This is a genomic window from Solwaraspora sp. WMMA2065 (assembly GCF_030345075.1).
In the GTDB taxonomy this organism is placed as follows: Bacteria; Actinomycetota; Actinomycetes; order Mycobacteriales; family Micromonosporaceae; genus Micromonospora_E.
Genome location: NZ_CP128361.1, coordinates 513,229 through 527,822, shown reverse-complemented (window position 1 = coordinate 527,822; position 14,594 = coordinate 513,229). Strand labels below are relative to the sequence as shown.

Genomic DNA, 14,594 nt, shown 5'->3' with positions numbered 1-14,594 from the left:
AGTAGGGGGTGAAGCTCGGCCCAACCGGCGTCGGCGCGGGTGGGGCGGGCCAGACCTGTCGAAGGGGACGTCCTGTGACCATTTCCGCAACCCGGAAAACTCTCACCGCCGGGCTGACCGCGCTGCTGGCGCTGGTCAGTTGGCCGGCAGCGGCCCAGGCCGCCGGACCGCTCGGCGAGATCCGCCGGGCCGGTGGCACCACCGCCATCCCGGACAGCTACATCGTGGTGCTGGACGACGAGGCTGCCACCGCGCCGACGACCCGGCGGCTCGCCGACCGGTACGGCGCCACCGTGCAGCATGTGTTCGACACCGCTATCGAGGGCTTCACCGCCCGGATGAGCGCCACCGCCGCCCGCAGGCTGGCTGCCCACCCGGCCGTCGCCTACGTCGAACAGGACCACACCGTCACGCCGTTGACCGCCGGTGTACAGCTGAACCCGCCGTCCTGGGGACTGGACCGGATCGACCAGCGCAACCTGCCGCTGGACAACCGCTACGCCTACCCCACCACCGCGCCCAACGTCCACGCCTACGTCATCGACACCGGAATCCACCGCACGCACAGCGACTTCTCCGGCCGGGTCAGCACCGGCTTCGACGTGATCGACGGTGGCCCGGCCGACGACTGCAACGGCCACGGCACCCACGTCGCGGGAACGATCGGCGGCAGAGTGTACGGCGCCGCGAAGGCGGTCCAACTGGTGCCGGTACGGGTACTCAGCTGCAGCGGCTCGGGGTCGATCTCCGGGGTGATCGCCGGAATCGACTGGGTGACCGCCAACGCGATCAAGCCCGCCGTCGCCAACATGTCGATCGGCGGCGGTGCCAGCACCACGCTGGACGCTGCGGTCGTCACCTCGATCCGGTCCGGCGTCACCTACGCGGTGGCCGCCGGCGGCTCCAACACCAGTGCCTGCAACACCTCACCGGCCCGGGTGCCGGAGGCACTGACCGTCGCCGGCACGACGATCACCGACGCCAGGATGAGTTCGGCGAGCTACGGCCCCTGCCTGGACCTGTTCGCGCCCGGGATGAGCATCACCTCGACCTGGCACACCGACAACTCCGCGGTCCGGACACTCAGCGGCAGCTCGATGGCGACCGCCCACGTCACCGGCTGCGCGGCACTGGTCGCCGCCAGAAACCCGTCGTGGAGTGCGGCGCAGGTCGGTAACTACCTGATCCGCAACGCCACCACCGGCGTCGTCACCGGCCCCGGGGCGGGCAGCCCGAACCGTCTCGTCTACTGCGCCGGCTGACCGCCGGCCCGAGCGCCGAGGAGTTCGACGATGGCAACGACCGTCAACGCGCACCCGCCCACCCGTACCGGCAACGCCACCGGCCGCCGCGGCACCGCCCGCCGGATGATGGCCACCGGTCTGACGCTGATCCTGACCACCGCAGCGCTGGTCGCCGGCACCGCAGCACCGGCGCAGGCGGCCACCACCCCGGGCATCGACGTCTCACACTGGCAGGGCTCGATCAGCTGGACCAGCGTGCGCAACAGCGGCGTCGAGTTCGCCTACATCAAGGCCACCGAGGGCACCAGCTACAAGGATCCCCGGTTCAACACCAACTACGTCGCCGCGTACAACGCCGGTGTGCTCCGGGGGGCGTACCATTTCGCGCTGCCGGACCGGTCCTCCGGCTCGGTCCAGGCCAACTACCTGGCCAGCAACGGCGGCGCCTGGTCGGCGGACAGCCGGACCCTGCCGGCCGCGCTGGACATCGAGCACAACCCGTACGGCGCGATGTGTTACGGGCTGAGCCAGTCGGCGATGCGTAGCTGGATCAGCAGCTTCCTCGACACCTACCGGTCCCGCACCGGGCGGTACGCCGTCATCTACACCACCACCAGCTGGTGGAGCAGCTGCACCGGCAACTGGACCGGGCCGTGGAGCAACCACCCGTTGTGGCTGGCCCGGTGGGCGAGCAGCCCTGGCACCCTGCCGGCCGGGGCACCGTACTGGTCGTTCTGGCAGTACACGGCCAGTGGCAGCGTCCCCGGCGTCTCCGGCGCGGTCGACCGTAACCACTGGAACGGCACCCGCGCCCGGCTGGTGGCGCTGGCCAACAACGGCTGATCTGGCTCGTCGCCCCGGCTGGACCATCCCGACCGGCCGGGGTCGGCGGCACGCACTGCTGGTAGCGCCGCCGTCATCAGCAGCACGCCGAACATGATCGCGACCGTGACCATCCTGATGGACCGACTCTGCGGGTTGTAGAGATCGGTGACCAGGGTGGTCACCACCCGTACCCACCAGATGGCGAGCAGCAGGATCGCCGCCTCGACAACGCCCAGCACACTCAGCCGCCGGGCGAGGGTCTCCGACAGCAGGGCGAGTGCGACCACGAAGGCCAGGTCGACGACAGCTCAAGGTGGCGCGCCGTGGTGCCAGCTCGCCACGGAGTAGGCCGCGCGGGTCGGCGGCCGCCGTCACGACCTCACCGCAGGTCAATCAGCCAAAATCAACCGGCCGTGCAGGCCAGGCCGTTCACCGTGAACGAGGTCGGCCGGGGGTTGCTGCCGGAGTGGGTGCCGTTGAAGCCGATGCTGGTGCTCGTGCCGGGCGCCAGGCTGCCGTTCCAGGCCGCGTTGCCGGCGCTGACCTGGTTGCCACTCTGCGACCAGGTAGCCGACCAGCCCTGGGTCACCTGCTGGCTGCCCGGGAACGCGAACCGCAGCATCCACCCGTCGATCGTCGACGCACCGGTGTTGGTGATCGTCACCGATCCGGTGAACCCGGTGGACCAGTCGTTGGTGGTGTAGTCGACCCGGCAGCCCAGCACCGGCGGGCCGCCGGTCGGAGTCGGCGACGGTGACCCAGTCGGGGGCGGGGTCGGAGTCGGTGTCGGGGAGACTGACGGCGATGGGGTGGGCGAGACCGACGGCGACGGGGTCGGGGTGGGGGTGGGCGAGACCGACGGCGTGGGGGTGGGCGACGGTGGTGGGCCATCCGGCTCCTGTCCCCAGATGAGGGTGCCCGCCTCGTAGAGCGGGACCGCTCGGTTCGGCCCGGCGGCCGCCTGGTAGGACGGGTCATTCGCCGGATTCCAGGTGCCGCCCTCAGCAACCCCGATCTTCAACTGCACCTCCATCCGGTGCGCCGACTGACCGGCCGGCGCGATCGTGTGGCCGGAGCAGTCGACCTCGACGTACCACAGGTCGCCCGAATGCTGCCGGGCCTCGGTGGGTTTCGGACACCCCTGGCTGTACGGGCTGCTCACCTGCAGCGCACCTGCACCGTCGCGGACGAAGTAGTACCGGAACGTCGCGGCGGTCAACGCCCGGGCGGGGAAGGCCGACTTGTTGTAGATCATCACCTTGACCCCGGTCGACCGGGTCTCGTTCTGCATGACGGTCGTCTCGATGGAGATCTCGTCGATGTCCGGCGTCTCCGGTTGCGGGAAGTCGGGCAGCGGCGTACCGCCGTACTCCTGATGCAGCCGGACCAGCGCGGAGGTGAAGCCGGCGTTGTAGTCGGTGGCGACTTCGTTCATCACGTAGTCGTCGCGGCGGTCGGTGTACGCGTCGTCCGGCGCGGACGGACCGCCGACCAGCGCCCCGTACAGCACGTGCCGGGTCTCCTCGGGCACCTGCATGCTGTCCCACCAGGAGCCGTGCGCGGTGCGGTGGTGTGGGTTACGCGGCGAGTTCGCCCCGAACCCGATGACGTAGCTGGAGTTGCGCGGATTGTCGCCGAGCGCGTAGTCGATCTGCCGCACGGCGAAGTCGTGGTAGCGGGTCCGGCGGGTCGGGTCGGTGATGCTGTCGCTGTAGACGAGCGCGGCGAAGGCGGTGTTCGCGGCGTAGCGCAGCGCCCCCCAGGTGTCGAGGACCGCCATCCCGCCCGGTGAGGTACGCACCTTTTCTCCGTTGACGCCGACGGTCCAGTAGTCCAGCCACCGGTTGGCATCGTCGACGTACTTCTGCTTGCCGGTCAGGTTGGCCAGCAGCACGTACGCGCCGAACTGCTTGTTGTCCCAGGCGAGGGTCCACTTGTAGGCCCGGGTGTCGGTCTGCGGCTCGGTGCCCAGGTCGTCGTACTCGGCTTCGGCCTTGGCCAGGTAGGACGCCTCCCCGGTGGCCCGGTGCAGCCAGATGGCGCCCCACACCAGTTCGTCCTGGTATCCGCTCCACGACCGGTAGAAGCTGGTCGCGTCGGTGATGCACTCGTGGTACGCCCTGCGCACGGTATCGGCGAAGGTATAGAGCTGCCGGGCGTGGCTGACCAGGGTGTCGGCGTACGCCGGATCGGTCGGCCGGAAGACCATCGACGACGCGGCCATCGCGGCCGCCGTCTCCGCCGCCAGATCCGAGCCACCGCAGGTCGCGTCGATGCGGTACGCCGGACGCGCCATCGGCATCACCTCGGCCGGTCCCCACCACTTGTGGTCGTCGTCGCCCTTGCCGACCTGGCCGTAGAGCACGTTGGGCGACGGATGCGCCTTGATGAAGTAGTCGTTGACGAACCGCAGGTTGTTCAGCAGGTGCGGCAGCTGCCCGGAGTTGGCGTAGCCGACCCGGTATTCGACCGCGCCCCAGGCGAGCATGGTGGTGGTGAAGGCCATCGGGAATCCGAACTTGACGTGGTCCCCGGCGTCGTACCAGCCGCCGGTGAGGTCGAGGCCGACGTCCGCCCCGTCGTCGAGTGCCGAGTCCGCCCGCCAGGAGACCCGGTTCCACTGCGGCAGCGGGCCGGACTGCTGCGCCTCGTAGAACAGCAGTGACTTCTGCAGCGCCTCCCCGTAGTTGAACGGTGGCGCCGCTGCGGCACCGGGTCGCGGGACTGCGGCTGTCGCGGCTACGGCGGTGAGCAGGATGGCCATGCCGGTGGTCGCCAGCCTGCGCCGCCAACGGGTCCGGCCGGCCGGCCGATTGTCTGCGCGCACTACACTCGCTCCTGTCCGTGGAGCCGCGCGCGGCAACGCGTCGTGGGAGGACACCGGGGGGCGGATGTGGGCGCATCCGCCCCCCGCCTCATGCCGGTCGCGCTGTCGCGGCGGTCAGCGGCCGGGCCGCCGGTGGGGTGCGGGGCCGGCCGGTAGATGGCGGTTGATGGTTCTCGGCTGACGGTTCACAGGGGTCACGGTGTCCAGCTGACACCGACGCGATGAGAGCGCTCCCATCGACAGGAAACGATTGCCACGCGTACCGATGATTCAACCGCCTGGGCCCGGCTTTGGGAAGCCCGTAACCACGATCAACCGGCACCGGAATAGGGGCGAGGTCTCCTCCTGCCGTCCTACAGGAGGAGACCCCGCCGTGCCACCCGGGACCTCGCGTCCAACGCACCGGACCCGCACCAGGACCGGGACGTCGGGGCAACCGCCTAGGTCGTGGTGGCGGGAGTCGGTGCCGAGATGTCGACCGGCCGATCGACCAACGGCACCGTGACGCTCATCATTTCCCCGTCGCGCTCGACCGGACCCGGCCGGTGCAGCCGGGCCAGGGTACGCAGCATGCCGAGATCGTCGGCGGCGACGTGTGCCACCAACGCCGCCTGCCCGGTCCGACCGGCGTGGCCGGCCAGTCGGCGCAGCAGCGCCGTGCCGACTCCACGCCGGCGCCACCCATCCTCGACCAGCAGTCCGACCTCGCCGAGGGCACCCTCGACGATCAGTTGCCCGGCGCCGACGATCCGGTCCGCCGCCGCGCTGGGGTCGACCGCGACCAGCAGCACCCCCCGGGGCTGTTCCAGCATCCGCCGCAGCCGGGCGGCGACGACCTCGGGCGGTCGGCCGACCAGACCGGGCGTGCCGCTCTCCGGCGAGCACCGGACCACCATCGCGTGCAGCGCGTTGAGATCGTCGGAGACCGCCGGCCGCAGCTGCAGCTCGGCACCGTCCGGCATCATCAGCGTCACCTGATCGCCGGTCCGCCGGTTGACCGCCGCCGCCAGCTCGACCAGGGCCTGAGCTCGGGCGAACTCGGCCGGAGTGAAGCTCGGCTCCCGCCGGACGACGTCGTAGCAGCCGCCCGCCGGATCCGGCAGCCGCATCGTGTCCGTCGACCGGGCAGCCGCCTGCGAAGCTGGCGCCGGCCGCCAGGTCACCGAGCCGGCACCGAGCAGGGTACGCAGCACGTCACCGAGCGCCTCCGGATCGCGGACCAGCCGGTTGGCCAGGGCGAGCGCCCGGGTGGGCTGGTCGGCCAGGCCCCGGGCCTCGGCGCGGGCGGCCCAGGCGTCCCGGCCCCGGCCACGCTCCACGGCGGCGACGAGATCCTTTTCGGTCATCGCGTCGGGCGCGTCGACGAGAAAATCGTCGACCGCCCCGGCCTCGGTGGTGTGCACCTGCACGGCGAGGATGTTGACCGCACGCAAGGCCAGGCTGGCGGTCAGCACGGCCAGGTAGCCCGGCCGGTCGTCGACCGTCGCTCTGATCCGCCACAGCGCCATGGCTGCTCCTCTCCCCAGGTGCTCGGTGCCCGCTTGGTCAGCGCCGCACTGCGCCCGTTTCCTACCTTGCCGCCGCGCTGTTTCCCTCAGGTTGCCCGGCGGTGACTTCTCGCGGTGCCGTCTGCGACCTGCGTCTCACCGCCTGGCGGCGACCGGATCGGCGGTCACCAGATCCAACCGGTCGCCCAGGATCACCGTCGCCGCCCGGACCAGCTGCGCTATCCGGTCCACCTCGGTGACGTGAAACGCGGCTGCCGGCAGACCGTCCCCATCGACCCGGGACACGATCAGCACCAGGCCGGCCCGACCGAACGGCACCGAGGCGTACCGCACCCCGTCCGGACCGTCCATCGGCCGGGCCCGCAACGGAGTGACCTCAGGCAGCCGCAGCGGCACCGGCGCCCGCCAACTCGCGTAGGCGACGGCCGGTTCGCCGCCGGTAGGTGGCTCGTCCATCGGCACGGTCAGGCCGGTGATGAAGTCGTCGTCGGGCAGCTGCCCACCGTCGAACCGCGACTCCGCACCGGGCGTCGGAGCGGGCCCGGCCAGGCCGGCGGACTGCGCCGTAGCGGCACCGGCCGGCGGCCGCGACGCACTACGGATCGCCCAGTCGGCCGGCACCACGGCCGCCGCCGCCCAGTCGGCCGCCAGCAGCCCCGGCACCGCGTCGACCAGCGTGGCCAGGCCGTCGACCGGATTGGCGGCGACCTGGGCGAGCAGTTCGGCGTCCTGGCCTCCGGTCACCGGAGTGCCGATCGCCCGCCACACGCCGTCGACCTGAACGCCGGGAATCGCCGCCAGTCCAGCGAGCAGCCGGTCGACCCGGGCGGCACCCGGCCACACCACGGTGAAGTCGTCCACCGCCCGACCACCCAGCCGCTCCAGCACGGTCACCTGGACGATGTCGGCGCCTGCGACGCCGAGTGTGCGGGCCACCTGGCCGAGTGCGCCGGGCCGGTCCGGCAGGGTCACGCGAACCCTCAGCAACATGTCAGTCCTCCCGTAGCGCAGGCCGGCCCCTCCCCCGGTCGACAACTACCCTGCCCGATGACCATTTCATCCCTGTTGCGATGACATGACTCGGCAGGTAAACCCCTGGAGAACAGGGTTGGACATGCTGCACCATCACCCGTTTGGATGATCTTCACCGGCCGACCGACGCACGGTCAGGCCGACACACGGTCAGGCCGACACACGGTCAGGCCGACACACGGTCAGGCCGAATCGCGGGCGACCATGTGGGTCTCCAGCAGGACGTACGGGACCTGCAGCTCATCGTGCCGGATCCGGGACAGCAGCAGTCGGGCCATCTGCCGGCCCATCTCCTCCACCGGCTGAAAGACGGTGGTCAACGGCGGATCGGACTGCCGGGCGATCGGGGCGTCCTCGAATCCGACAACCGCCACGTCGTCGGGCACCCGCCGGCCGGCCTCACGCAACGCCCGCAGCGCGCCGCAGGCCATCAGGTCGGACGCGACGAACACGGCGTCCAGATCGGGATGGCGCTCCAGCAGCTGGCGCATCGCCGCAGTGCCGCTGCCCTCGCTGAAGTCGCCGTACGCGACCAGGGATTCGCCACCCGGCGGGCCGCTGTGCCGGATCGCCTCGTGGTAGCCGGTCAACCGGGCGACGCCGACCCCCATGTCCTGCGGGCCGGCGATGGTGGCGACCCGCCGCCGGCCGCCGGCCAGCAGGTACTCGACCGCCAGCCGGGCGCCACCGGCGTTGTCGACGTCGACGAAATAGGCCGGACGCGCGTCCGGATGCAGCATCCGAGCCGGCCGGCCGCCCAGAACGCTGGGCAGACCGCGCTGTTCGAGCAGGGTAGGCAGCGGATCCGCGTCGTGCAGTGACAGCAGCAGTACGCCGTCGACGTGCTGATTGGTCAGATGGTGCTCGACCCGCTCCCGTTCGGCGGGTGACTGGGCCATGGCCAGCCAGAGCTGCATCGGGGTGTCGAGCAGCCCGGAGCTGATACCCCGGACGATCCCGGCGAAGAAGGGTTCACCGAAGACCCGCTCCTCGGATTCGGAGACCACCAACGCGACCGAGTCGGTCCGTTGAGTGACCAGCGCCCGGGCTGCCCGGTTCGGTACGTACCCCAACTCGGCGATCGCCTGCTGTACTGCTGCTCGCGCCTCGGGGCTGACCTGCGGCGAACCGTTGACGACACGGGACACCGTGCCCCGCCCGACCCCGGCACGCGCGGCGACCGCGTCGAGGGTGGGCCGCCCGAGTGACCGGGTGCGCTGGGTTGTCATCGTCTGTTCCTCCGACCCTGGGCCGCGCGGCGCCGGTTCCGGCAGGGAACCGGCGCCGCGCGGCCAGTTATTGCTGGCTGACCACGCCTATTGTGCGGCCAGACCGTTACGTCGGATCACATCGGCGTACCACCTGGCGCTCGACTTGGGGATCCGAAGCTGGGTGTCGTAGTCGACGTGGATCATGCCGAAGCGCTTCGAATAGCCCCAGGCCCATTCGAAATTATCCATCAAAGACCATGCGAAGTAGCCCCGCACCGGCACTCCGTGGGAGATTGCCTCGTGACAGGCGCGCAGGTGAGCGTCGAAATAGGCCAACCTGTCCGGATCATCGACTTTGTCGTTGACGACGTCGTCGACGTAGGCCGAGCCGTTCTCTGTGATGTAGATCGGCACCTCGGGGTACTCGCCGTTGACCCGGCGCAGCACCTCCACCAGGCCAGGAGCGTCGACCTCCCACCCCATGTCGGTCACCGGGAGCCCGCGGGTGACAAATCGGATCCGCTCGCTGCCCGGCCAGCAGGACGGCTCGTCGGCCGCGTCCGGTACCGGCGCACCGCTGACCACGTGCCGGCTGTAGTAGTTGATGCCGAGAACGTTCAACGGAGTGGCGATGACATCCAGATCGCCCTCGCGGACATGGGCCAGATCGGTCACCGGTTGCAGGTCCGCCACCACGTCCTGCGGGTAGCGCCCGTGCAGGATCGGGTCCAGGAAGATCCGGTTGGCCAGACCGTCGATGCGCCGGGCCGCGTCGACATCGACCGCCGAGTCCGTCTCCGGCGACACCGCGTACAGGTTGAGCGTGACGCCGAAGTCGTGGTCCGGCCGGGCCGCGCGCATCGCCTGCACCGCCAGACCGTGGCCGAGCATCAGATGGTGGGCGGCTCGGACCGAGTCGGCGCCGTCGGTGATCCCGGGGGCGTGCACGCCCGAGCCGTATCCCAGGAAGGCCGAGCACCAGGGCTCGTTGAGCGTGGTCCAGTACCGCACCCGGTCACCCAGCGCCCCGTGCACCAGCTCCGCGTAGTCGGCGAACCTGGCCGCGGTGTCCCGGGCCGGCCACCCGCCGGCGTCCTCCAGCGGCTGTGGCAGATCCCAGTGGTAGAGGGTCAGCCACGGCTCGATGCCCTGGGCCAGTAGTTCGTCGACCAGCCGACGGTAGAAGTCCAGCCCGGCCTGGTTGGCCGTGCCGGACCCGTCGGGCTGCACCCGTGGCCAGGACACCGAGAACCGGTACGACTTGAGGCCGAGCTCGGCCATCATCCCGACGTCCTCGCGGTAACGGTGGTAGTGGTCGCAGGCCACGTCCCCGCTGTCCCCGCCGAGCACCTTGCCCGGGGTGTGACTGAAGGTGTCCCAGATGGACGGCTTGCGGCCGTCGACGTTCGCTGCGCCCTCGATCTGGTACGCCGCGGTGGCGGCACCCCAGAGGAATCCGGGCGGGAAGAGTAGCTGCCCGGAGCCTTCGCGGAACTCGGCGGTCTGCGGACTTGCTGCTTTGGTCACGACTTGACGGCGCCTTCCATGATGCCGCCGATGATCTGGCGGCCGAAGAGGATGAAAACAACGAACAGCGGGAGCGTCGCGATCAGCGTTCCCGCGAAGATCTGGGAATTGTCGGCGAAGTACGCCGAGTTCAGGCTGCGCAGGGATATCTGCACCGTCGGGTTGGTCGGGTCGGCGAGGACTACGAACGGCCAGAAGAACTGGTTCCACTGCTCCATGAAGGTCAGCAGACCAAGCACCGCAGCGGCCGGGCGCAGCGCCGGCACGACCACGTGCCAGAAGATCCGCCAGGTGGAGCAGCCGTCCACCCGGGCCGCCTCGATCAACTCGTTGGGCACTGCCTGTTCGGCGTACTGCCGCATCATGAAGATCCCGAAGCCACCGATGAGGAACGGCACGATCACCGACGGCATGCGATTCAGCCAGCCGAGCTCGGACATCAGGATGTAGAGCGGGAGCACGCCGAGCTGGATCGGGATCATCATCGAGGCGAGCACGACGAGCAGCAGCGCGTTCTTGCCCCGGAAGCGCAGTTTGGCGAAGGCGAAGCCGGCGAGTGAACCGAAGAAGACGGTCGCCACGGTGATGGTGCCGGACACCAGGACCGAGTTCATCAGCCCCTTGAGAATGTTGGCGTCCTGGTTGGCGAGCACCCGGCCGATGTTCTCACCGAGGTTGCCGCCGGGCAGGAACGGCGGTGGCCAGGCGTTGGCGGCGTCGTTGGTCCGCGACGCGATGACGATCATCCAGTAGAACGGGAAGAACGACAGGAGCACGCCCAGAATCAGGCCGAACCAGGTCAACGGGCTCGCCTTGAACAGCCGCTCCGAGGTCGACGACGGGCCCTTGCCGCGCTTGGGCTTGCTGGCCACGGGTTGCAGGGTTGCGGTGGTCATCGCGCCTCACTTGTCCGAGCTGATCCGGCGGGCCAGCAGATAGTTGACCAGCGACATGAACGCGATGAGCAGGAAGAGCAGCAGCGAGACGGCGCCCGCGTAGCCCCACTGGAACCGCTGGTTCATGACGTCGAGCAGATACATGGTGATCGTCTGGAACTGACCCTGGGAACCGCCGGAGATGCCGCCGGGTCCACTGGTGAACAGCAGCGGCTCGGTGAACAACTGCAGTCCGCCGATCGTCGAGATGATCAGGGTGAAGATGATGGTGGGTCGCAGCTGCGGCACGGTGATCGACCAGAACTGCCGGGTCCGCGACGCACCGTCGAGCGCGGCGGCCTCATACATGTCCTTCGAGATCGCCTGCATCGCGGCCAGGTAGATCAGCGCGTTGTAGCCGATCCACCGCCAGTCGACCATGGTGGAGATGGCGAACCAGGACCCGAGCTTGCTCGCCCGGAAGTCGATCGGTTCGACGCCGAACAGCGACAGCAGCCAGTTGACCAGACCAAAGTCCCGCGCGTAGATCATGGAGAAGATCAACGCGACGACTGCGGTCGAGGTGATGATCGGCATGGCGATGGCCAGCCGGAAGAATGTCTGTCCCTTGATCCGCCGGTTCAGCGCGTTGGCCAGCATCAGCGCGATCAGCAACTGCGGGACGGTGGACATCAGGAACATGCCGAACGTGTTGTAGACGGCGTTCCAGAACTGCGGGTCGTCGGTGATCAGCCGGACGAAGTTGTCCAGGCCGACGAAGCTGGTCTCAGCGTTGAGCGGCGACCGGTCGGTCAGCGCGATCCAGACGGTGTAGACGATCGGATAGACGCCGAAGATCGCGAAGATCACGAAGAACGGCAGGATGTAGAGGTAGGGGGAAAATTTGAGGTCCAGTCGGGTCAGCGAGCGGCGCCGGGCCGCCCCACCGCCGGCCGGACCCGCCCGGTGGCCGCGCGGCTGCGCCGACGCGGGGGTGTCTAGCTCCAGGCTCATCGGGAAAGTCCTTCAGTTGTACGGCGGCCGGCCGACGTCGGCCAGGGAGGTCAACGCGCCGCTGGCACCGCGACGCGGCGGGAGAGATGGCGCTGGCAGGTCCTGCCAGCGCCATCTCTCACCCGGGTTGTGACACCGCGTTATCGGCCGGCGGCCGTGCCGTTCGTGATGGCGTCCTGCCACCCCTCGTCCGGCGACTGGCCCTGCTCGACCGCCCGCAGCGCGTTCTCCACCGCAGTACGGACCGCCTGGTTCTTCGGGCCGAGGTAGACCGGCTTGAGCTCGCTGGCACCGGCGGCGAAGATCTCGCCGGTCGGGGCATCGGAGAAGTACTCGTTGACCGCCTCGGCGACCTTCGGGTCGGCCAGCGCCTGCGGCGCGGACGGCAGGTTGCCGACCGCCTCGAAGGCGGCGATGTGGCCCTCCGGGCTGGTCAGGTACTTGACCAGCTCGGCGGCGGCGGCCTGGTACTTGCTGGAGGTGGGCACCGCCAGGAACGAGCCGCCCCAGTTGCCGCCGTTACCCGGCGCCTTGGCGATGTCCCACTTGCCGGCGGCCTCCGGGCCGGCCTGGCCCTCGATGACACCGGTCATCCAGGCCGGGCAGGCGATGGTGGCGAAGGTGGCGTTCTTGAAGCCGGCGTTCCACTCGTTGGAGAACGACTGCAGGTTGTTCGACAGCCCAGCCTCGATCATGTCGGTGGTGAGGTCGAACGCGGCCTTCACGTCCGGGTTGCTCTCCATGACGAACTGGTTCTCAGTGTCGTAGTAGGTGTACCCGGTGCCCTCGCCGGCGATCTGGCTCAGCACCAGGTTGTAGAAGCTGGTCGCCGAGTCGACGAACGCCTTGTCCGGCGTGGCCTCCTTGAACTGCTCACCGACCGAGATGAAGTCGTCCCAGCTCGACCAGAGCGCGCCGACCTCTTCCCGGTCAGTCGGCAGACCCGCCGCTTCGAACAGGTCCGAGCGGTAACACAGGGCCATCCCGCCGACGTCGGTGCCAAGCCCCAGCACCTTGCCGTCGGGCAGCACGCCGGCTTCCCACTTCCACGGCAGGAAGTTGCCCTCGAGCTCGTTGGCACCGTGCTCACCGAGGTCGACGAACTTGTCGGCCTGGGCGAAGAACTGCGACATCGTGCCCTCTTCGATCGCCACCACGTCCCCGGCACCGGAGCCGGCGGTGATCTGCTGGGTGAGTCGGGTGTTGTAGTCGCCGAGGCCGAGGCCTACGCCTCGCTGCTGGACAGTGACGTTCGGGTTGTCGGCCTCGTACTGCTCGATCAACTCGTCGTATCCGAAGCCTGCGTCGCCGAAGATGTCGACGACCAGGGTGATCGGGCCGTCCGGATCTGAATCGGCGTCGTCGGAGCCGCAGGCCGTGGCCGTCAACATGACGGCCGAGGCGAGTGCGACCGCGGCGTACCGCCGGAGCGTGACGCTCATCCTGACCCCTCTCAAGGTCGCTTTCTGTGATGGGGGGTGACCGTGTGGTGTCCGCCGTGACAACGGGAACTGCATTGACGAAAAGGGTCCGTCGCCGCGGAGCGGGCACTGCACGACCGCGCTCCGCGGTTGGTCAAGCAAGTGACGTGGATCTCACTCACCCCGGCCGGGAGCGCTCCCATGAGATTGCCGGGAGGTTTCGGAGGTGTCAAGAGGCCGATGGGAGCGTTCCCATTTCGTTACTGCCAGATCCTGGGTGCTCCCGGGTCAGATTCGGGTCAGGCCGGCCGGTAGTCAGCCCAGCCGGGTGTCAGGTCAGCCGGGTGTCAGGTCAGCCGGCGCAGCAGGGTGGTGGCCCGCGCCGGGTCGAACCCGACCTGATCTAACGGCGTGCCCACCCAGTCGGTCATCTCTACGTGGCGCGGATGCGCCGGATCGGCGATCGCGGCCCGGAACTCGGTGTACCCGAAGGCACCACCGACGTCCTCCGGGGGACACGCCTGGTCCCCGTCGACACAGAGCGGATAGCGCATGTCCGGTTCGGGCGCGGTGACGTCCTCGACGACGACGTCGTGCTCCCACCAGTCGCCGAAGTCGTACGTGTAGCGGAACCGGGCCCCCTTGGTGGCCACGGCGTCCAACCGGGTGTCCAACTCGTCACGCAGCAGCAGTTCACCGGCCGGATCCGGCTCGCCGTACTGCGCTCCGTTGATCTCGAACGAGTGCAGGTGGCAGTCGCGCCAGCCCATCGCGTGCTGAATCACTCGGTGCACCCGGTCCAGCGTGTACCCGCCCGGCACCTGGACCCGGCGCCACACCGGCGGTGCGATGTCGGACAGGGTGACCAGCAGGTGGAAGATCTGACGGGGCATGGCCGCCCTTTCTCTGACCTAGGCTCGGACCCATGATCTGCACTGCGTGCCGGAGAGGCCAGCACGATGGGTGTCGGGGTGGTAACTGGTGCGACTGCCAGCACCGTACCTCCGCTCCGACCCCACCGGTCACCGGTCCGGCGGGCGAGTGACCGACCACCCGCCGGCCCCGGACACCCCGGCCCCGGGCCCGCCGGTCCGACGGTTCGGGCCACAG

General features: G+C 69.5%; 11 protein-coding genes and 1 pseudogene. 2 read left to right on the top strand and 10 right to left on the bottom strand.

All coding sequences use genetic code 11. The annotated features are described in order from the left end of the window. Nucleotides 1–74 precede the first annotated feature (74 nt). Together O7610_RS02380 and O7610_RS02375 are read left to right on the top strand one after the other, a co-directional pair. Nucleotides 75–1,262, top strand: a complete 1,188-nt coding sequence (locus O7610_RS02380; RefSeq protein ID WP_281554116.1) for a S8 family peptidase — start codon at nucleotides 75–77, stop codon at nucleotides 1,260–1,262. Nucleotides 1,263–1,367: 105 nt separating this feature from the next. Further along, entirely contained in the window at nucleotides 1,368–2,087 is a 720-nt protein-coding gene (locus tag O7610_RS02375; protein WP_502959101.1) for a lysozyme, read from the top strand. A gap of 59 nt (nucleotides 2,088–2,146) precedes the next feature. On the opposite strand, the pseudogene O7610_RS30535 reads toward O7610_RS02375, so the two are convergent. The 10 genes and pseudogenes from O7610_RS30535 to O7610_RS02330 form a co-directional block, all read right to left on the bottom strand. Beyond that, nucleotides 2,147–2,356 (bottom strand): annotated as a pseudogene (locus O7610_RS30535) (low temperature requirement protein A); the annotation flags it as partial. A 116-nt stretch (nucleotides 2,357–2,472) separates the two neighbouring features. After that, a complete protein-coding gene (locus O7610_RS02370; protein ID WP_289213555.1) occupies nucleotides 2,473–4,833 on the bottom strand; it encodes a glycoside hydrolase family 9 protein in 2,361 nt (786 codons plus the stop codon). Between the two features lie 503 nt (nucleotides 4,834–5,336). Continuing rightward, complete coding sequence (locus tag O7610_RS02365) at nucleotides 5,337–6,404, bottom strand: GNAT family N-acetyltransferase (protein WP_281554114.1); 1,068 nt, start codon at nucleotides 6,402–6,404, stop codon at nucleotides 5,337–5,339. Nucleotides 6,405–6,539: 135 nt separating this feature from the next. Then, nucleotides 6,540–7,394, bottom strand: a complete 855-nt coding sequence (locus O7610_RS02360; RefSeq protein ID WP_281554113.1) for an ACT domain-containing protein — start codon at nucleotides 7,392–7,394, stop codon at nucleotides 6,540–6,542. A gap of 224 nt (nucleotides 7,395–7,618) precedes the next feature. Beyond that, nucleotides 7,619–8,665, bottom strand: a complete 1,047-nt coding sequence (locus O7610_RS02355) for a LacI family DNA-binding transcriptional regulator (protein WP_123600762.1) — start codon at nucleotides 8,663–8,665, stop codon at nucleotides 7,619–7,621. 87 nt (nucleotides 8,666–8,752) lie between these two features. After that, the gene (locus O7610_RS02350) at nucleotides 8,753–10,174 is read right to left on the bottom strand and encodes a GH1 family beta-glucosidase (RefSeq protein WP_281554112.1); all 1,422 of its coding nucleotides are present in this window, start codon (nucleotides 10,172–10,174) and stop codon (nucleotides 8,753–8,755) included. Continuing rightward, nucleotides 10,171–11,070, bottom strand: a complete 900-nt coding sequence (locus O7610_RS02345) for a carbohydrate ABC transporter permease (protein WP_281554111.1) — start codon at nucleotides 11,068–11,070, stop codon at nucleotides 10,171–10,173. The genes O7610_RS02350 and O7610_RS02345 overlap by 4 nt, the downstream gene beginning before the upstream one ends. A 6-nt stretch (nucleotides 11,071–11,076) precedes the next feature. Beyond that, nucleotides 11,077–12,063 (bottom strand): carbohydrate ABC transporter permease, encoded by a 987-nt coding sequence (locus O7610_RS02340; RefSeq protein ID WP_281554110.1) that lies wholly within the window; start codon nucleotides 12,061–12,063, stop codon nucleotides 11,077–11,079. A gap of 140 nt (nucleotides 12,064–12,203) precedes the next feature. Continuing rightward, nucleotides 12,204–13,505: an ABC transporter substrate-binding protein gene (locus tag O7610_RS02335; RefSeq protein WP_281554109.1), complete on the bottom strand. Its 1,302-nt coding sequence runs from the start codon at nucleotides 13,503–13,505 to the stop codon at nucleotides 12,204–12,206. A gap of 326 nt (nucleotides 13,506–13,831) precedes the next feature. Next, complete coding sequence (locus tag O7610_RS02330; protein WP_281554108.1) at nucleotides 13,832–14,377, bottom strand: plasmid pRiA4b ORF-3 family protein; 546 nt, start codon at nucleotides 14,375–14,377, stop codon at nucleotides 13,832–13,834. Nucleotides 14,378–14,594: the final 217 nt, after the last annotated feature.